Source organism: Solibacillus sp. FSL K6-4121 (genome assembly GCF_038002585.1).
Taxonomy (GTDB): Bacteria; Bacillota; Bacilli; order Bacillales_A; family Planococcaceae; genus Solibacillus; species Solibacillus faecavium.
The window spans coordinates 225990-245139 of sequence record NZ_JBBOCS010000002.1; the positions used below are offsets into that span (position 1 = coordinate 225990).

At 34.8% G+C, this 19150-nt stretch carries 20 protein-coding genes; 15 read left to right on the forward strand and 5 right to left on the reverse strand.

Annotated elements, in window-relative coordinates; genetic code table 11:
- The first annotated feature begins 127 nt into the window (after positions 1-127).
- Genes MHH95_RS10580 through MHH95_RS10630 form a run of 11 tightly spaced genes read left to right on the forward strand, consistent with a single transcriptional unit; the run spans position 128 to position 11103 of the window.
- Positions 128-1615 carry a sodium:solute symporter family protein gene (locus MHH95_RS10580; RefSeq protein WP_340727511.1) on the forward strand — a complete coding sequence of 496 codons (1488 nt, stop codon included), beginning with the start codon at positions 128-130 and terminating at the stop codon, positions 1613-1615.
- Positions 1616-1618: 3 nt separating this feature from the next.
- Complete coding sequence (locus MHH95_RS10585) at positions 1619-2827, forward strand: AGE family epimerase/isomerase (protein ID WP_340727512.1); 1209 nt, start codon at positions 1619-1621, stop codon at positions 2825-2827.
- Positions 2827-3975 (forward strand): hypothetical protein, encoded by a 1149-nt coding sequence (locus tag MHH95_RS10590; RefSeq protein WP_340727513.1) that lies wholly within the window; start codon positions 2827-2829, stop codon positions 3973-3975. Before MHH95_RS10585 ends, MHH95_RS10590 begins: the two co-directional genes overlap by 1 nt.
- The gene (locus MHH95_RS10595) at positions 3972-4727 is read left to right on the forward strand and encodes a 6-phosphogluconolactonase (RefSeq protein WP_340727514.1); all 756 of its coding nucleotides are present in this window, start codon (positions 3972-3974) and stop codon (positions 4725-4727) included. Before MHH95_RS10590 ends, MHH95_RS10595 begins: the two co-directional genes overlap by 4 nt.
- Positions 4728-4732: 5 nt before the next feature.
- Complete coding sequence (locus tag MHH95_RS10600; protein ID WP_340727515.1) at positions 4733-5851, forward strand: N-acetylglucosamine-6-phosphate deacetylase; 1119 nt, start codon at positions 4733-4735, stop codon at positions 5849-5851.
- A complete protein-coding gene (locus MHH95_RS10605; RefSeq protein ID WP_340727516.1) occupies positions 5852-6604 on the forward strand; it encodes an SIS domain-containing protein in 753 nt (250 codons plus the stop codon).
- Positions 6605-6615: 11 nt separating this feature from the next.
- Positions 6616-7656 carry an ROK family transcriptional regulator gene (locus MHH95_RS10610; RefSeq protein WP_340727517.1) on the forward strand — a complete coding sequence of 347 codons (1041 nt, stop codon included), beginning with the start codon at positions 6616-6618 and terminating at the stop codon, positions 7654-7656.
- Positions 7653-8573: a sugar kinase gene (locus tag MHH95_RS10615; protein ID WP_340727518.1), complete on the forward strand. Its 921-nt coding sequence runs from the start codon at positions 7653-7655 to the stop codon at positions 8571-8573. Before MHH95_RS10610 ends, MHH95_RS10615 begins: the two co-directional genes overlap by 4 nt.
- Positions 8574-8587: 14 nt before the next feature.
- Complete coding sequence (locus MHH95_RS10620; protein ID WP_340727519.1) at positions 8588-9208, forward strand: bifunctional 2-keto-4-hydroxyglutarate aldolase/2-keto-3-deoxy-6-phosphogluconate aldolase; 621 nt, start codon at positions 8588-8590, stop codon at positions 9206-9208.
- On the forward strand, positions 9205-10266 hold the full coding sequence (uxuA, locus tag MHH95_RS10625; protein ID WP_340727520.1) for a mannonate dehydratase: 1062 nt from the start codon (positions 9205-9207) through the stop codon (positions 10264-10266). The genes MHH95_RS10620 and uxuA overlap by 4 nt, the downstream gene beginning before the upstream one ends.
- A gap of 9 nt (positions 10267-10275) precedes the next feature.
- Entirely contained in the window at positions 10276-11103 is an 828-nt protein-coding gene (locus MHH95_RS10630) for an SDR family oxidoreductase (protein WP_340728747.1), read from the forward strand.
- 114 nt (positions 11104-11217) lie between these two features.
- Here MHH95_RS10630 and MHH95_RS10635 read toward each other — a convergent pair whose 3' ends face one another.
- The 4 genes from MHH95_RS10635 to MHH95_RS10650 all read right to left on the reverse strand — a co-directional run bounded on the left by MHH95_RS10635 (position 11218) and on the right by MHH95_RS10650 (position 14274).
- On the reverse strand, positions 11218-11424 hold the full coding sequence (locus MHH95_RS10635) for an alpha/beta-type small acid-soluble spore protein (protein WP_340727521.1): 207 nt from the start codon (positions 11422-11424) through the stop codon (positions 11218-11220).
- A 250-nt stretch (positions 11425-11674) separates the two neighbouring features.
- Positions 11675-11875 carry an alpha/beta-type small acid-soluble spore protein gene (locus MHH95_RS10640; protein WP_191702937.1) on the reverse strand — a complete coding sequence of 67 codons (201 nt, stop codon included), beginning with the start codon at positions 11873-11875 and terminating at the stop codon, positions 11675-11677.
- A 198-nt stretch (positions 11876-12073) separates the two neighbouring features.
- Positions 12074-13450 carry a Na+/H+ antiporter NhaC gene (nhaC, locus tag MHH95_RS10645; protein WP_340727522.1) on the reverse strand — a complete coding sequence of 459 codons (1377 nt, stop codon included), beginning with the start codon at positions 13448-13450 and terminating at the stop codon, positions 12074-12076.
- Between the two features lie 137 nt (positions 13451-13587).
- Positions 13588-14274: a phosphoribosylaminoimidazolesuccinocarboxamide synthase gene (locus tag MHH95_RS10650; RefSeq protein ID WP_340727523.1), complete on the reverse strand. Its 687-nt coding sequence runs from the start codon at positions 14272-14274 to the stop codon at positions 13588-13590.
- A 178-nt stretch (positions 14275-14452) separates the two neighbouring features.
- Here MHH95_RS10650 and MHH95_RS10655 point away from each other — a divergent pair, with 178 nt between their 5' ends.
- A complete protein-coding gene (locus tag MHH95_RS10655; protein ID WP_340727524.1) occupies positions 14453-14875 on the forward strand; it encodes a universal stress protein in 423 nt (140 codons plus the stop codon).
- Positions 14876-15173: 298 nt separating this feature from the next.
- Here the strand turns inward: MHH95_RS10655 and gdhA are convergent, their stop codons facing one another.
- The gene (gene gdhA / locus MHH95_RS10660) at positions 15174-16541 is read right to left on the reverse strand and encodes an NADP-specific glutamate dehydrogenase (protein ID WP_340727525.1); all 1368 of its coding nucleotides are present in this window, start codon (positions 16539-16541) and stop codon (positions 15174-15176) included.
- A 216-nt stretch (positions 16542-16757) separates the two neighbouring features.
- On the opposite strand from gdhA, the gene MHH95_RS10665 reads away from it, so the two are divergent.
- Genes MHH95_RS10665 through MHH95_RS10675 form a run of 3 tightly spaced genes read left to right on the forward strand, consistent with a single transcriptional unit; the run spans position 16758 to position 18866 of the window.
- Positions 16758-17168 carry a YaiI/YqxD family protein gene (locus MHH95_RS10665; protein WP_340727526.1) on the forward strand — a complete coding sequence of 137 codons (411 nt, stop codon included), beginning with the start codon at positions 16758-16760 and terminating at the stop codon, positions 17166-17168.
- A gap of 4 nt (positions 17169-17172) precedes the next feature.
- Complete coding sequence (locus MHH95_RS10670; RefSeq protein WP_340727527.1) at positions 17173-18501, forward strand: D-serine ammonia-lyase; 1329 nt, start codon at positions 17173-17175, stop codon at positions 18499-18501.
- A gap of 14 nt (positions 18502-18515) precedes the next feature.
- On the forward strand, positions 18516-18866 hold the full coding sequence (locus tag MHH95_RS10675) for a DUF4181 domain-containing protein (protein WP_340727528.1): 351 nt from the start codon (positions 18516-18518) through the stop codon (positions 18864-18866).
- Positions 18867-19150 lie beyond the last annotated feature (284 nt).

The following is a 19150-nucleotide window of genomic DNA, read 5'->3' on the forward strand; positions in this document are numbered from 1 at the left end:
TCTGACATTCCCTAAATAAGATGTTTTTAAGGGATTAATATTCTGAAAAGTCAAAAAATAAATTGACTATTACGGATACCCTTGTTATATTAATCCTATATTAGGACTAAAAGGAGGAGGGTTTTTTATGGGAGTAATCGATTGGTTAACTGTAGTTGCATATTTTGTGGTGATGATTATTTTAGGGTTTTGGGTTGTTAAAAGAATTGATGGTTCAAAAGATTACTATGTAGCAGGTGGTAAAGTACCATGGTGGTTAGCCGGAATTTCACATCACGTTTCAGGGTATAGTGGAGCTGTATTCGTAGCATATGCTGGTATTGCTTATTCAACCGGATTCAATATTTATGTTTGGTGGGCTGTTCCGATTACAATAGCAGTATTATCAGGTGCTTATATTATGGCTCCAAGGTGGGCACGATTACGTAAAATTTTAGATATTGAGTCACCTACTGAATATTTATCAAGACGTTATAATTTAGCAACTCAACAACTTATTGCCTGGTGTGGTATTATACTTAAATTATTTGATGTCGGTGCAAAATGGGCTGCTATTGGTATCTTACTAAATGTATTTACAGGAGTTTCGATTTTTTATGGAATTATTTTTTCAGGGGTAGTTTCATTAATTTATATAACAATCGGTGGTTTATGGGCAGATTTAGTAACGGACTTTGTCCAATTTTTAATTACATTAGTAGTGTCTGTTGTCTTATTCTTAATTGTCTTCGTTGATTTTGGTGGATTTAACTCAGTTAGTAATGTATTTAATCAATTACCAGATTCACATAGTGATTTATTTGTAGAACCTTATGGCCTGGCCTATGTACTTATATATGTGTTCATCGTATTTTTAAGTTATAACGGAGGTACATGGAATTTAGCGACTCGTTATATTTCAGCACCTAATGCAAACCAAGCAAAGAAGTCGGCATTACTATCAGGTTCACTTTATTTAGTTTTCCCATTAATAATATTCTTCCCGTTATGGGCGTCGCCATTAATTTTAGGAGAGATACAGGATCCAACAAAATCTTATGCACTTTTAGTTCAGGAATTACTTCCTGCTGGAATGATTGGATTAGTAGTAGCTTCATTATTTGCTGCTACAATGTCAATGACGTCGTCAGATGCAAATACAATTTCAGCGGTTATTACAAAAGATGTTTTACCGGCATTAAGCAAAAAATTTGTGAATTTAGACCAGAAGAAAACGTTGACGATCGGACGAATAGTAACAGTCATCTTTACACTGCTAACATTAGTAGTAGCTGCTTTCTATGAAAATTTTGGAGGAGTAATAGGGTTATTAATTACTTGGTTTGCAGCATTAGTTGGACCTATTGCAATACCAATGCTGTTAGGATTATTTAAAGTGTTTAAACACTCAAATTCTACTGCGGCCATTACATCAATTATTATAGGTTTAATCGCATTTACCTTTACAAAATTCACTTCAGGTTATCCACTATATTTTACAACAGGTCTACCGGTATTCTGTTCGTTCGTCGTTTATGTAGGAATGGGCTTATTGAACAGAAATAAGCCTGTACCAACAGAAGTTGAGACATTATTAGAAGGTATTAGTGATTCATCAAAAGATAACGAGGTATAAGATATGGTTAAAAAAGAGGTTGGATTTTATCGAAAATTAATTGAAGACGATTTTTGGCCCTATTGGGAACAATTTGTAGATGAACAATACGGAGGTGTATTTACTTGCATTTCCAATGACGGAAAAACAGTACTAAGTGAAGATAAGTACACATGGTCACAAGGACGTTTCTTGTGGCTATGTGCCTCTTTGTTTGATTGTAGTAAACAACATTTGGTAAATCTAAATAACTCTAAATTAGAGAAAATAGCACATCAAACTGCCGATTTTTTAATGGAACATGCTGTGATGGAGGATTATTCTATTGCCTTTTTATTATCCAAGGAAGGTAATGTTTATGAACAGTCTAAAAATGATAGCATATTTGCAGATTGTTTCTTTGTTTTAGGGTTAAGTAACTATGCTAAAGTATTTCAAAATCTCAAAGCTTATCAAGTTGCAAAAAAGGTGTATAGGTCAATAGAAATTAGAATTAATGAAAATCGCTTTAACACTGCCCCATATCCAATTCCAGCGGGATTTGAAAGTCAATCGATTTCGATGATTTTACTAAACGTTGCTGAAGAATTAGCAGAATGTGCCAATGAATTTGAAGGAAATGCGATTTATATAGATAAAGCTAAAGAATATAGTGATAATTTACTAGGGAAATTTGTCCGAGAAAATGGCCAAGTGATTGAATTTTTAAGTAATGATATTAATCAGCAAAATTGTCTATTAGGACGCCATATCAATCCTGGACATACAATAGAAGCTATTTGGTTTCATGTACATCTTTATGAAGCTTTAGGTGAAGTAACACCAACATTAATAAACAGATTAGAAAAAATGTTTACTTTCAATTTTGATATTGGTTGGGACAAAGTTTACGGAGGCTTGTTGCGTTTTGTTTATTCAGAAGCAAAAGAAGTCCAATATCCAATGGAACAATTGATTTTAGATACAGCAACTACTAAACTATGGTGGCCGCATTCTGAGTCCCTATATACTTCGTTATTACTGTATGATTTAACGCAAAATAACATTTATTATACGTATTATGAAAAAGTAAAAGCTTATACTTTTGAGCATTTTCCAAACAGTGAGGTTGGAGAATGGTATCAAATCCTGGACCAAACTGGGAATCCAATGAATAAAATCGTGGCATTACCAGTTAAAGACCCATTTCATATTTTACGTAATTTTATTTGTATTATTAAGAGGTGGGGATAATGCATTTTGCATATTCAGAAGTAGAAATAACTCCTTCTAAACCAGTTCAATTGGGAGGATTTGCACATCGTATAGGCTACGTAAATGAAGTACATCAACCTTTATATCTTCGCCTTATTGCAGTCGGGAATGTTTGGTTATTTACTGCTGATTTATTATGGTGGGATGATCAACTTATATTAAAGTGGAAGGATAAGTTAGCTTTAAAAGGAGTAACAGCTCTTTTTCATGCTTCTCATTCTCATTGTACGCCGAATACCCATACAGAACTATCGAATATTCTGGGAGAAATCGATCTGGATTATATTAATTTTTTGGAGGCATGTATTTTAGAATGTACACAAACTCTAAATAATTTCACGTGTAATAACGTTCAAATATCAGATAATATTGTGGACGTCGGTAGTTATCGTCGACGAAAAGTAGGAAATATAATAAAAATGGCACCGAATGAGGAACAAAAGATTAACAAAAAAGTTACTAGTATTATTTTATCTGAAGGAGATGAGGCAAAAATATTATTTGTCCATTTTGCTTGTCATCCTACAGTTTCTGATATGAATAAAATTAGTAGTGAATATTGTGGTACAGTTATCTCTGAGTTAAAAAAAACTTATCAAATTCCCATTATTTTTCTACAAGGTTTTTGTGGTGATATACGACCAAATCTAATCACACAAGGTGAATATTACCGTGGCAGTAAAGATGATATTGAACGAATTGGATATCAAATTGTCCAAGCGGTTAAGGAAAGTAAAAAGGTTCTATCAGAAAGATTGTATTTAAAACCTTTGGTAAAAACAGATGAAATAAACTTTGAGTTATTTGAAACTCAAGTAGCTCCTATTTCTTGCTCAAGATTTGAGAAATCTGAACTTCCATTTAGATCAAGTCTATTATCAATTTCACCACAATGCTCCTTTATATTTGCTAATGCAGAAATGAGTAACTTTTATCAAGATCATTTAAATAAAGTATATGGTGTCGGTTACACAGATGGCATGATTGGTTATGTTGCTACACAAAAGCAAATAAAAAATGGTGGATATGAAGGTAAAGAATTTATTAAAGCATTTGGGAACCGTGGGACATTTGATCCTTCAATTGAAATGAAAATCCATCAAATGTGGAAAGGATGGCTTAAATGAAACAAATCCAATTAGATTCATTGCAGATGAATGTTTACGAAACCCGTGAGTTAATGGGACAAGCAGCTGGAAAGGCAATAGAAGATACGATAAATAAAATACTATTACAAAAAAATAATATACGAATAATATTTGCAGCAGCGCCCTCACAAAATGAAGTGTTGGCATATCTCAAAAATTCGAAAAATATCGATTGGTCAAAGATTACTTGTTTTCATATGGATGAGTACATAGGGTTACCTATTGAAAATCCTGCACTATTTTCTAACTTTTTAGATAAACATTTATTTGATGAACTTCAGCTAAGTACATTTTATAAAATTAACTCTTTAAATGAAATTCAAGATGAAATCAATCGTTATGAACAGTTATTAAGGGAAGCCCCAATTGATATATGTATCATGGGGATTGGCGAAAATGGCCATATTGCCTTTAATGATCCACCATTTGCAAAGTTCGATGATATGCATTTTGTAAAAGAAATTCAATTAGACAATATTTCTCGACAACAACAAGTAAACGACGGTTGTTTTAAATCAATCCAAGAAGTCCCAACCCATGCAATTACCTTAACGATTCCAGCGCTTATAAGTGCAGAAAAAATCTTTTGTATTGTGCCGGGTCCGACTAAAACCGAGGCTTTATATCGCTTAATCGAGGAGGAAATTAATGAAAATATGCCAGCGACAATTTTAAGAAAGCATGTGAATGCATTACTTTTCACGGATGAAAGCTGTTATCAAAAAGGATGAGAACTTTGGAAATAAACGCTACACATTATAAAACACAAAAATCTTATCGGTTTGAAATATCTAAAACCCAATTTTCAACGATTGAGGAAATTACTTATGATAAAAATTTCCCTATTTTATCTCCAGGGTTCATGGATATTCAAATTAACGGATATAACGGAGTAGACTTTAATGATAGTTTTGATTTTACTCAAGCCAATAATGTATTAATAGAATTATTAAAAAATGGAGTTCATCATATTTATCCTACAATTATTACAAATCAATTTAGTGATTTGAAAAAATTAGGACAGCAAATATGTGAATGGGTTGATTCGAGTGTACTTGCTAAAAAAATGGTGAAAGGTATTCATCTTGAAGGACCGTATATTTCTCCAAAAGACGGTGCGAAAGGCGCACATGCATTGGAGTATATTAAGGCACCCAATATCGGAGAATTTAGAACCTTGCAAGATAATTTAAGACAATTTATTAAAATTGTAACATTAAGTCCTGAGTGGAAAGAAGCAATCCCTTTTATTGAAGCATTGCATTCAGAAGTTACAATTGCAATTGGACATACTACTGCAAATGAAAAAGAAATTAATGCAGCTGTAGAGAAGGGTGCATGTTTATCAACACATTTAGGGAACGGGGCAGAAGCGGTACTTCCACGGCATCCGAATTATATTTGGAGTCAGCTAGCTAATGATAAACTTTATGCGTCGGTGATTGCGGATGGATTTCATTTAGATGAAAGTATTTTGAAAGTCATGAATCGTGTAAAGGGTGAAAAATTAATTTTAGTTAGTGATGCCGTTAATTTGGCGGGCATGCCTGCAGGTAAATACTCACAGGCAGTTGGAGGGGATGTTACGTTATCTGAAGAAGGTCGACTGTTTTTGACAGAATCCCCACAATATTTAGCGGGCTGCGCAAAAAATTTATGGCAATGTATGCAATATTTCCAGCAACATATTGAACCGAATATATTTAACGTAATTAGTAAGGTTACTACGAATGTATATACATTATTGCAGGAAAAAGACCCAATTATCATAGGAAGTAATGCTGATTTTGTTTTACTAGATCCAAATACATTTGAAATTAAGGCATCTTATTTACTTGGAAAGGATTGGTGTTAAATGTCCTATAGTAAAAAGTATTTAAAGTATACGCAACAATTAATGGACGAGATTGTTACTGAGGAAATGGAAGCAATCCAACAAGCAGCAGAACTAATTGTCCAGCAGATAAAAAGTAATGAAATTATTCATATTTATGGTCCAGGTGGTCATTCAAATATTGCTGCTCAAGAAGTTTTTTTTAGAGCTGGAGGACTCATGCACATGAGTGCTATTTTAGATGATGGGACACTTCTTAGTGCGGGAGCATTGCGCTCAATGCAAGTAGAACGCATTACAGGTTATGCACCTATTGTATTACAGGACTATCCCTTAAAAAAAGAGGGAATCTTAGTTATTGTTAACGCGTATGGAATAAATGCAGCTACTATTGATAGCGCACTTTATGCAAAAGAATTGGGGATGAAGGTTATCGGCATTTCATCGAAATCACATGCGGAACAAACGCCCTTAGATCATCCGGCACGCCATACTACGAAAAAAAACTTATACGAGCTAGTTGATGTTCATATTGATTCCAAAGTTTTGCCTGGAGATGCGGTCATTTCAATAGATGGAGTTGCACAACCTGTTGGAGCAATTTCAAGTTTTGCAAATAATATCATTTTAAATTGTTTAACAATAGAAATTATCGATTTACTAAGTAAACAAGGTATAGAGCCGCCTATTTGGAAAAGTGGAAATGTTACAGGGGGAGATGAGTGGAATGCTCAATTTATAAATCAATTTAAGCATCGCATAAAAAAATTATAGGATGGGGTAATATGGCTGGTGCCGGTGTCTTACGTATTGCTAATAAGAAGTCAATCATTAAACTAATTCGTGAAAATCCAAACATTTCACGAAAAGAGTTAGCAAAAATTTTAAATGTTAGTAAAAATACAGTATCTTTAGCTGTTGAAGAACTATTAACTGAAAAAATTGTTGAAGAAAAAAGTGTTTCAGTACTAGAAAAAGGTCGTGGTAGACCAAAAGTAGCCTTAGATATCCAAGCAGACAATTTGAAAATCCTAAGTGTAAATTTAAAAAAGGATGAAGTTCATATTTGTATATATAACTATCGTACAGACTTAATATTTGAGCAAGTTTTCGCATATGAGGGTGAATTAAAAGAAGTTACAAATATATTAGTGGAATTAGAAAGAAGCTTTGGGAAATTTATTGGAATTACGGTAATCGTCCCAGGAATTGTAGATAGTTTAAAAGGAATGGTTATTTATTCTGAAAAGTTAAAGTGGAAGAATATTGATGTGGTTTTAAAATTAAAGAAATACTTAGAATCACCAATATATATTCAAAATAACGTGAAATGTATGGCTATTTATCAAGCCTGGAAAAATAATGACACAGAAACAATATATTATTTGAAGATTGATCAAGGGATAGGAAGTGCTCTTATCGTAAATGGAGAAATTTGGGCAGGTGCATTTAATGTAGCAGGTGAAATTTCACATATTAAGTTAGAAAATGGTCAAACGTTAGAAGAAAGATGTAATACGAAAAATCTCGAAAATAAAACAGTTGAACAAAGAAAGCAACTGATCAAAAATATTGCATCTAATATTGCTCAAGTGTTAAAACATACAATTGTCTTAATTAACCCTAATCGTCTAATTATTGAATCCCAATTTTGCGAAGATAATTTATTCCAAACAGAAATATGGGATACATTAAATGAACAATTATTGGATGAAATCTTGAAACATTTATTTATAGATTTTAATACCCGCATCACTTCCCCTTTAATAGGTGGAGCAATCTTAACAATTTATGAATATGAGAAGGTTGAAGGGGTGACAACATGAATTTTTTAATTGTTGGCGAACCATTAATTTGTTTCAATCCTACTGAAAATGGAGCATTGCGCTTTGTTTCACAGTTTAAGAAAACAATTGGAGGAGCAGAGTTAAATGTTGCTATCGGTCTATCACGGTTAGAAATGGACGTAACTTATATAAGTGCCGTAGGAAATGACGCACTTGGTGATGAAATTATCCATTTTATTAAGAGTGAAGGTATAGATAGTAAACATGTATTACGGTCTAATGAACATACAACTTCGCTTTATATTAAAGAGATTATGAATGAATCTAATATAAATTCTTATTTTTATAGAAAACCTTCAGCAACAGAAATTTTAAATGAAAAGCATTTTGAAGAATTCAAACCATCTCTTTTTTTTATGACAGGAATCTTTCCTGCATTAAGTTGTTATCATTTAGATTTAACTAGAAATTTAATGAAATCAATGAAAGAAAAGAATGTGACAATTGCCTTTGATGTAAATGTTAGAAGAAAGTTATGGTCAGTTGAGGAAATGCAATCAGCATTTAAAATGTTATTCCCTTATATAGATATATTATTTATTGGGGATGACGAAGCAGAACTCTTATTTGGGATAGCCAATTTTGAAGAGCTAGTTGACTTCTTAACTGTATTTAATATTTCAGAAATTGTAATGAAGCAGGGTAAAGATGGCGCTATTGTAAAAGCATCTAATCAGATTTTTAGTGCAAAACCAAAACCTCTTAAAACAATTGATACTGTCGGAGCTGGAGATGCATTTGCAGCGGGCTATTTATACCAATGGGCCCAAAACAGTTCGATTGAAAATCGCGTTCATTGGGGTAATAAACTTGCCGGATATGTTATTAGTACATTAGGAGATAATGAAGGATTACCGACTTTAATTCAATTAAATCGTAACACAATTAATCGATAAGGGATGGATATAACTTGGAAATTAAAGAGTTATTACGTAAAGAGAAATTAGTCGCAGTAATACGAGCAAATGATGCCGAAGAAGCAATTTCTATTATTAATCTTTTAGCAAAAGAAGGCATTCGCCTTATTGAATTAACCTATACTGTACCACAAGTTGAAGAAGTTTTTAAAGAGTTTCGTGATAATCACAACCTACGTATTGGTGCTGGGACAGTACTGGATACAGAAACGGCAAGACATGCGATTTTGTCAGGAGCAAATTTTCTTGTAAGCCCCCATTTTGATAAAGAAATTGCTAAGTTAGCCAATCGATATCAAGTACTATATTTACCGGGATGTATGACAATTTCTGAAATGGTCACGGCATTAGAATATGGTTGTTCTATAATTAAATTATTCCCAGCAAGTAACTTTGATCCATCCTTTATTCGTGCTGTTAAAGGTCCTCTTCCTCAAATTGAAGTGATGCCAACTGGAGGCGTAGGCTTAAATAATCTCAAAGGATGGATTGAAAATGGTGCCATTGCAGTGGGAGTGGGAAGTGATTTTAATAAAGCCTTCTTACAGGGGGAAGAAGAGGTTTCCAAACTTGCTCAAAACTATTTATTAGAAATAGGGAGGAAAAGTTCATGAATATTACATTTCGATGGTATGGGCGGGATAATGACACGGTTTCTTTAGCGGATGTAAAACAAATTCCAAATGTTAAAGGTATCGTTTGGGCACTTCATAAAACACCTGTCGGAGAAATTTGGTCTAAAGAGGAAATACAATCTGAAGTAGCTTACATTCGATCTTTTGATTTTCATGCTGAAGTAGTAGAAAGTGTTAATGTGCATGAAAGTATTAAATTAGGGTTACCGGAACGAGATAGATTAATTGAGAATTATAAACAAACGTTGTTGAATTTATCTGAAGTAGGAGTGAAGGTTGTTTGTTATAATTTTATGCCTATATTTGATTGGACTCGTACTTCCTTGTTTCACCCAAATGAAGATGGATCAACATCATTATTTTTTGAAGCTGAAAAAATTAAAAACATTGATCCTATGGCATTATTACAAGAAGTTAAGGAGAATAGCCATTTAACATTGCCAGGGTGGGATCATTTAAGTAAAGAAAGACTTCAAATATTATTTGAACAATATAAATCTATTGATGAACATAAACTTTGGGAGAATTTGGCGTATTTTTTAAATGAAGTTGCACCCTTTGCTGAAAAAGTTGGAATTCATCTAGGAATTCATCCAGATGATCCACCTTGGACGATATTTGGACTACCTAGAATTATTACAGGTTATGAAAGTTATATGAAGTTAAAGCAAATCACTGCTTCAAGTGGGAATCAATTTACTCTTTGTACAGGTTCTTTAGGAGCCAATCCGAATAATGACTTGTTATCCATATTTAATGATTTCATAAAAGATGCTCCCTTCCTCCATCTTCGTAATGTAAAGACTTTTGAAAACGGTGATTTTATAGAAACCAGCCATAGGACGGCGGATGGATCTATAGATATGGCTGGAATTGTAAAAATACTTGCTGAAAATAATTATTCTGGATATGTAAGACCAGATCACGGTCGTCATATCTGGGGGGAAAAAAGTCGAGCTGGTTATGGATTATACGATCGAGCATTAGGCATTATGTATCTCAATGGGTTGTGGGATGCGTATATGAGAAATGAGTGATGATATATGATGCATAAGCAATTAAAGAGAAAAAAAGTATTAATTACAGGTGGAAGCGGTGTTTTAGGTTCTGAAATGGCGAGGGCATTGGCTAAGCAGGAAATGATAGTTTTTATTTTAAATCGAACTGCTAAAAAAGGTGAGGCTTTAGTAAAGGAAATACATGATGCAGGAGGAGAAGCTTATCAAATAACAGCAGATGTATTAAACATGGAATCCTTAAAAGAGGCAAAAGAGCAAGTAATGAAGCAAGTTGACCATTTAGATATTCTAATTAATGCAGCTGGAGGAAACCATCCAGATGCAGTTACTAAAGATGAATACTATGACATATCAAATCCAGAAAATAGTTTATTAGGTTTAACTGAAGAGGGCATAGATAAAGTTTTTGATCTGAATTTTAAGGGAACGTTGTTACCGGTTCAAATATTTTTACCACTATTATTAAAATCAGAGTGTCCGAGTATTATAAATGTTTCTTCCATGAGTGCATATACTCCACTGACAAAAATCCCAGCTTATTCGGCTGCCAAGTCTGCCTTAAGTAATTTTACTATGTGGTTAATGGTACATTTATCTAAAACCAATATTAGGGTAAACGCAATTGCACCAGGATTTTTTTTAACTGAGCAAAATCGTACTTTACTTAAAGAAGAAACAGGTGAATTAACAGCACGTGCTGAAAAAATTATAAATGCGACGCCAATGGATCGATTTGGTAATCCTAATGAATTAGTAGGGGCAATTCTATTTTTAGCAGATAATACTTACTCAAGTTTTATTAATGGAATTGTTATACCTATTGATGGAGGATTTCAAGCTTATTCAAATGTCTAGTTTTGCATAGTGAAAACCCCGAATCAAATAATATAAATGACATAACTTTGTTCAAAAAAATAACACATTAAAAAGGAAACGCTACTTTTAACTGTAACGCTTCCTTTTTATTTATTATTGGTTTGATTTTCCGCGTAATTGTTGCTCAGCCATCTGAACTAGGCGTTTCGTAATCTCTCCGCCTACAGATCCGTTTGCACGAGATGCTGCCTCAGATCCTAATTGCACACCAAATTCTTGTGCAATTTCGTATTTCATTTGGTCAACCGCTTGTTGTGCACCAGGTACTCGCAATTTGTTTGAACTGTTGTTGTTTGCCATCTGTAACTCGCCTCCTTATGACATTAGATTGTACAAGGAAGCAAGTTTCATACCACAATGAAAAAAGGTAATTTACAGTTTAATTAGGTAGCCATTTTCAAAATGGTGAAATTTTATAATATAGGTACAACATAATTGAAATTCTGGATCTTAAAAGTTTGCACGTATATTTTAACCCCGAATCAAAGGATATAAAGAAGCGCAAAATAAAAAGAAACGCTACATGTTACTGTAACGTTTCCATTTTTTATTATTTTGATTTTAATTGTTGCTCAGCCATCTGAACTAGGCGTTTCGTAATCTCTCCGCCTACAGATCCATTTGCACGAGATGATGCTTCTGCTCCTAATTGTACACCAAACTCTTGTGCAATTTCGTATTTCATTTGGTCAAGCGCTTGTTGTGCACCAGGTACACGTAATTTGTTTGAAGAACTATTGTTGTTTGACATGAGTGCTCACCTCCTTGTGACATTAGAATGTACTAGGAGGCGAATTTCATACTACATAGAAAATAGGTAATTTACAGTTTTATTAGGTAGTAGGTTTCTTAAATGGATAATTTTTGTGATTTTTGAATAAGGGCTAAAATAAATAACATATTTTTCGAAATATAATTCAACATTTAAACGAAAAAGCAGTATTTAAAATTAGCTCGCCTTTGTAATCGTAATGTTCAACCACCCAAACAAAATCGTCAACACCGGGGTGAGTAAACAGAAAAACGCAAACGGTACATAGTCCAGTACAGATACATTTAGAGTAGTTGCAATAAATAGACCACAGACACTCCATGGAACGAGCGGATTGATCACTGTACCTGCATCTTCAATTGTGCGGGCCAAGTTTTTTGGATGTAAGTTAAGCGATTTGAATTTCTCTTTGAAAGCCTCTCCAGTTAATAGGATAGATAAATACTGTTCGCCAATCGTGAAGTTAATCCCAATAGCGGTGAAAGCTGCTCCGCTAATAACGGAACCAATTGATTTCAACTGATTTTGCAATGCTTCAAGCAATGTTTGAATTATACCGAGTGCAAACAGCAAACCACCCATTGAAAGTGAAAGCACGATTAAAATAATTGTAAACAGCATACTATTCATACCACCGCGGGATAATAAGGAATCAATTGCCACTATACCTGTTTCCATTGAATAGCCGTTGTATAAAATTGCAAAGAGCTCATTAAGCGGAATCGTGCTGTGAAAATAAGATAAAACAATTCCGGAAATGGCACTAATGGCTAATGTTGCAAGGCTCGGTATTTTGAAGAATGTACAAACAATTAAAATAACTAACGGCAGCACGGAGTACCAATGAATTAAATTTGTCGCAATTAGGGTTTCTTTATAACTTGTAATTAGAGTCGTATCCATATGCTGACTACTTGGTGACAGCACCGCGTAAATAATAAGTGAAATGATGAAAGCTGGTATTGTTGTATACATCATATTTTTAATATGTGTAAATAAATCAATACCCGCGACGGTTGCTGCTAAGTTGGTAGTGTCGGACAGGGGTGACATTTTATCTCCAAAAAAGGCTCCTGAAACAATGGCACCTGCTGTAAGAGCAATTGAAGCATCGATCGAACTAGCTACCCCCAGCATCGCTACTCCTACCGTTGCAACTGTCGTAAGGGAACTGCCAATTGCTGTACCGATAATACTCGTAATAATAAAGACGACCGCATAAAAAAAGCTAGCAGAAATTATTGAAATACCTAAATATAACAATGTAGGAATCGTTCCACTTATTAGCCAGCTACTAATTAAAACGCCGATTAATAGAAAGATATAAATCGCGCTGATACTTGTTGAAACAGATGTAATCATACTATGTTCCATCGTACGGTAAGGTACCTTTTTTATCGCACCATAACCAAAAAGTACAACAATCGATATTAAAATCGGTATATGTGGCACACTGTCAAGCTTCATAATGGAATAAGATATTAGTGCAATTATGAAAATGATAAGAATAAGAGCTTCCAGTAAATGCGGTTTTACATGTTGCTTTGAATTCATGATGAAATACCTCGCTACATAGTTTCGTACTTCAACGCGTCGAAGTACGAAAGTAAGTGTATCATTTTAAACAAAAAAAAGGAAGAGGAACATAACAAAAGGTACAAATCGAATAACGATTTGTACCTAGAATGAAATTATTCAGCTAACATAATACGCTCTAACTCTAAAGGCTCGATGTATGCATCACCTTTATAGGCACGCATATTTCCACCTGAAATCTCATCAATCAATAAAATTTCGCCAGTCTTTGAATCGCGGCCGAATTCTAGCTTAATATCATAAAGTGTTAACCCTTTTTTCTCTAATTCTGAAGCGACGAATTTTGAAATCTCAATTGTACGCTCCTTTAAAACGGCATATTCTTCATGTGTTAAAATATTCAGCATTGCTAGAGCATCTTCTGAAATAGGAGGGTCCAGACGCTCATCATCCTTAATTGTAACTTCTACAAAAGCATTTAATTCTTGTCCTTCATTTACATATGCACCATAGCGTCGTAAGAAAGATCCTACTGCTTTAAAGCGGCAAATTACTTCTAGACCTTTACCGAAAACAGTGGCAGGCTTAACTGTCATTGTTGCCTCATCAAAATTCGATTCAACATAATGAGTTGGTACATTCAATTCATTTAGTTTTGAATAGAAGAAAGATGTTAATTTCAGTCCAGCTAAACCGGCGCCATCGATTGTTAAACCGACCGTGTTTGCACCTGGATCGAATACGCCGTTTTCTCCGGTTACATCATCTTTGAACTTTAATAAATATAGTTCATTTTCAAGTTTATAAACATCTTTTGTTTTGCCTTTATACATTAATTCCACGTCTAAAAACCTCCAATATGTATTCTATTTGATTATAACACGAATGATTTAATGGTGAACATAAAATAATGTTCGTATTTAAAAGAAGGACGTCTAACATCTGTTAGTTTATAGGGGTTTAGTTTCAAAGTAATGGAAACATTTGTTATACTATCTTTAAGAAAAAGGAGTGATCAAAATGGTTGAGACGTATAAAAATGTAGTTGTTGCTGTAGATTTTTCGGAAAAGGCACAAATCGCCTTTGAGCGCGGAATACGCATTGCAAAGTTGACAGATGCTACGTTAAATTTAATATGTGTTATTGATACACATTCTTTCGGATCGGTAGAGGCCTATGATTTGAAATATGCAAAGGCTCTAAAGGATAAAGCAATTGATCATTTAAATGAATTTAAAACTCAAGCAGAACAATCCGGCGTGGCAAACGTTCAGATTGTAGTCGAAGAAGGCTCTCCTAAAAATGTGTTAACAAGTTTAACTACAGCAGATTTAATCATTGTTGGGGCAACGGGACTTAACCGTGCAGAACGTTTCTTACTAGGTTCCGTTTCAGAAAGTGTTGTTCGCAATGCTAATTGTGATGTACTGGTCGTACGTTAATTAAAATAGTAAGAGGCTGGGACATAAGTAGAAATTTCTTTGTAATAGGAAAATAGTCTTATTAAGAAATTGATATTATATGAATTGATTGGAGTGAAGGGGCGACTCCTGGGGGAACAGCAAAATTTATTTTGCGACGAGTAACCGCAGGAGCACCGACGCCTGAGACTACAGGCTCAGGCCGTGCCCCCGGAAAGCGTCCCCGTAACGGAAATCAATTCTGGCAGAAGCAAAAAAACATCTATTTTTTCTTTGAAAAAATAGATGTTTTTCGTTTTGTCCAAGGTTCTTTTTCTGTTTAATATACGCCTTCTACAAGCATTCCGTTTGCTACTTTAATAAAGCCGGCAATGTTTGATCCTACAACTAAATTTCCTGCATAGCCGTATTTCTTTGCAGCTTCAGAGCTTTCATTGAAAATTGACTTCATAATGTCATGCAATTTGCTGTCTACTTCTTGTTCAGACCAATAATTACGTCCTGAATTTTGAGCCATTTCTAGTGCTGATACTGCAACACCGCCTGCATTTGCAGCTTTACCAGGTCCAAATAATACATCGCTAGCTAAAAATTCATTAATAGCATCTAAATTAGACGGCATATTGGCACCTTCTGCTACTACTTTTACGCCATTCGCAATTAGAGTACGTGCCTGTTCACCGTTGATTTCATTTTGCGTAGCACAAGGTAGGGCAATGTCACATGGAATTGTCCAAATTCCATCGCAGCCTTCTGTATAAGTTGCGTTTGGACGGTGTGTAACATATTCTTTAATACGCTTACCTTGGACTTCTTTTAAATCTTTTACAATTTTTAAATCAATCCCTTCTGGATCGTAAATGTAGCCTGAAGAGTCTGAGCAAGCAACAACTTTTGCACCGAAATGCTGTGCTTTTTCAATTGCATAAATTGCCACGTTTCCTGAACCGGAAACAACGACTTTTTGGTTTATGAAGGATTGTTTTACCTCACGTAACATCTCTTCAACAAAATAGACTAACCCATAACCTGTAGCTTCCTTACGACCTAAAGAACCACCATAGCCAGGTTTCTTGCCTGTTAAAACGCCTGCTTCATATGCACCTCGAATACGCTTGTATTGGCCCCATAAATAGCCGATTTCACGCGCGCCAACACCAATATCTCCAGCCGGAACATCGACATCCGGACCGACATAGCGGTATAATTCTGTCATGAATGCTTGGCAGAAACGCATAATCTCTGCATCGGATTTTCCTTTTGGATTAAAGTCTGAACCACCTTTACCACCACCGATTGCCTGGCCAGTTAAAGCATTTTTGAATATTTGTTCGAACGCTAAAAATTTCATGATAGATTCGTTTACAGTCGGATGGAAGCGTAAACCGCCTTTATATGGTCCGATTACGTTGTTGTATTGTACACGGTAGCCACGGTTTACTTGTACTTGGTTTTGATCATCTTGCCATGCTACACGGAATGATATAATGCGATCAGGCTCTATAATACGTTCTAAAATGTTATGTTGAATGTATTCAGGATGTTGCTCGAATACAGGTACTAATGATATAAAAATTTCCTCTGCAGCTTGGATGAATTCTATTTGATGTGCGTTCTTTTCTTTTAATTTTAAAAATACACCATCAACATATTGTTGTGCATTTGTCTTAGTTGAAATTGTCGTCATTGTGTAACCTCCAAATGAATTAATAAGTATACATTAGTATGAATTATCGGACAATTCAATTACATTTTAAAGTGACGTGACCTTGTTATAACGATGTTAGAAACAATAAATACCAAAAAATATTATATTAGAATAATTTATTTTAACCAATATCTGAAAGGATGAAAAATTATTTTACACCTATTAATTGATGCAGATGCGTGTCCCGTTGTTGATTTGGCGCTATTTATTTCATCTCAATATGAGATTGAACCAATCTTGTTCTGCGATACATCACATCGTATAGAACGTGAAAATATAAAAACAATTATTGTCGACAAAGGACCTGATTCAGTCGACTTTAAGCTTTTAAGTGTATTAAAACGAGGAGATATTGTCATTACGGGGGATTATGGGCTTGCCGCGATGTGTATTGCGAAGGGCGGGATAGTTGTTAATCATAACGGCAAAGAACTGACGTCTGACAATATCGATCAACTGTTGGCATATCGCTTTGAAAGTGCGAAAATAAGACGTGCAGGGGGTCGTACGAAAGGGCCTAAAAAACGTACAGAAGAAAATAATTTAGAGTTTGAACTTAAATTTCGACAAATTTGTGAACGAGCGATTTTTCATAGGGAGGAATAATTAAATGAACAAACAAAAGTTAAATATAAATGAATTATTAATGCAATTTCCACTTATTGAAAAACTACAGACAGAACAATATGTGTTCTGGGAAAATGAAAATTTGAAGAGTGGAAAACAAGAGAACGAAAACATTACAATGGATATGATACGTGATGCGGAAAAAAGACTACAGCGCTTTTCTTCTTATATACAGGCTGCTTTTCCAATAACAAAGTTTTCAAAGGGTATTATCGAATCCGAATTAAAAGAAATTGCAGCGATGAAAAAGCTGATTGAAGGTCGACGTGGTTTTAACATACCGGGCACATTATATTTGAAATGTGATCATGCTTTGCCAATTGCCGGTTCGATTAAAGCACGCGGTGGAATTTATGAAGTGCTAAGTCATGCCGAAAAATTGGCAATAGAAGCCGATCTCATTACAGAGGATGACAATTACGAAAAGTTCTATAGTGATGAATTCCGCCAATTTTTCAGTCGTTATAAAGTAGCAGTTGGATCTACCGGTAATTTAGGGTTAAGTATAGGTATTATCAGTGCAGAGTTAGGTTTTCAAGTAACTGTGCATATGTCTAGCGAGGCGAAAGAGTGGAAAAAAGATTTGCTGAGAGAAAAAGGCGTTGAAGTAATTGAATATGAATCAGATTACACGTCAGCAGTGGAAAATGGGCGGAAAGCTGCAGAGCAGGATGAAACTTGCCACTTTATAGATGACGAAAATTCAATGGATTTATTTTTAGGCTATGCCGTAGCTGGTCTGCGCCTGGAAGAACAACTTAAGCAGGCAAAAATTAAAGTGGATGCAGGTCATCCGTTATTCGTTTATTTACCTTGTGGTGTTGGAGGTGCTCCGGGAGGTATTGCATACTGCCTAAAGCAAATATACGGAGATTTTGTTCATATTTTCTTTGCAGAACCCTTTGCTTCACCAAGTATGCTCTTAGGCATGATGACAGGCTTGCATGACAACATTAGTGTGAACGATATCGGTTTAACAAATCAGACAGAAGCGGACGGGTTGGCGGTAGGTCGTCCTTCACGTTTTGTCGGGACATTGATGGAATCCGTAATTAGTGGATGCTATACTGTGGATGATAGCTTTTTATTTAGAAGTTTAAAAGGCATGTTTGAAACGGAAAATATTTTTATGGAACCATCAGCACATGCCGGAGTTTATGGACCGATTGAATTGATGATGCAAGGTACTTCTTATATTAAAAAGCATGGGCTTGCAGATAAAATGGAGAATGCAACACATATCATTTGGTCAACGGGTGGCGATTTAGTACCTGAAGAATCACGCCAGCATTATTTACAAACAGAGATATAGAGGGGAAGTCGCTTGTGCTAATTGTAGTAATCATCGCAGCATTTATAGGAGCAGGTTTGCTGGATTTAAACTTACGTAAAAAATTTAATATCGAAAAAAATGAAAAATTTATGGATCAGTACGTCGGTATTTGGCATTTCCTATTAGAAATTGTACTTTGCTTCTTATTTTTATCATTCGTTACAGTTAACTTATTTGACCAAATTACGCTATATTCACTATTATTTGCATTTATTATGCTGCTATTTATGGTTCGTGGTCTTTTGGAGTTTTGGTTTAGAAGAGAAAAGGGCCGACATATTATTTCGTTCACATATGTTGGGCTGTGTGCAATAATCAGTGTTGCAATTTCATTGATTTTGTAAAATGAAGAGGCTGGGACAAAACTCGCCTTAAAATCAAAAGTCTTCCAAATTTTACGATGAGTAAATTTTGAAAGGCTTTATTTTGTGTCTACTTCTAAGCCGTTGTTCTCCGTTACGGCGGACGCTTTCCTGGGGGCACGAGGCCAACAGGATGTTGGTCACAAAAGCGTTGCCACAGGACGTGGCGTTTTTCTGGTGAAATTTGTTTGAAGGTTATGAGTGAATCAACTTATTTTCCCCCTAGATTTAGCAAGAAGGTTACATAAAAATGATATTCTCTTGAA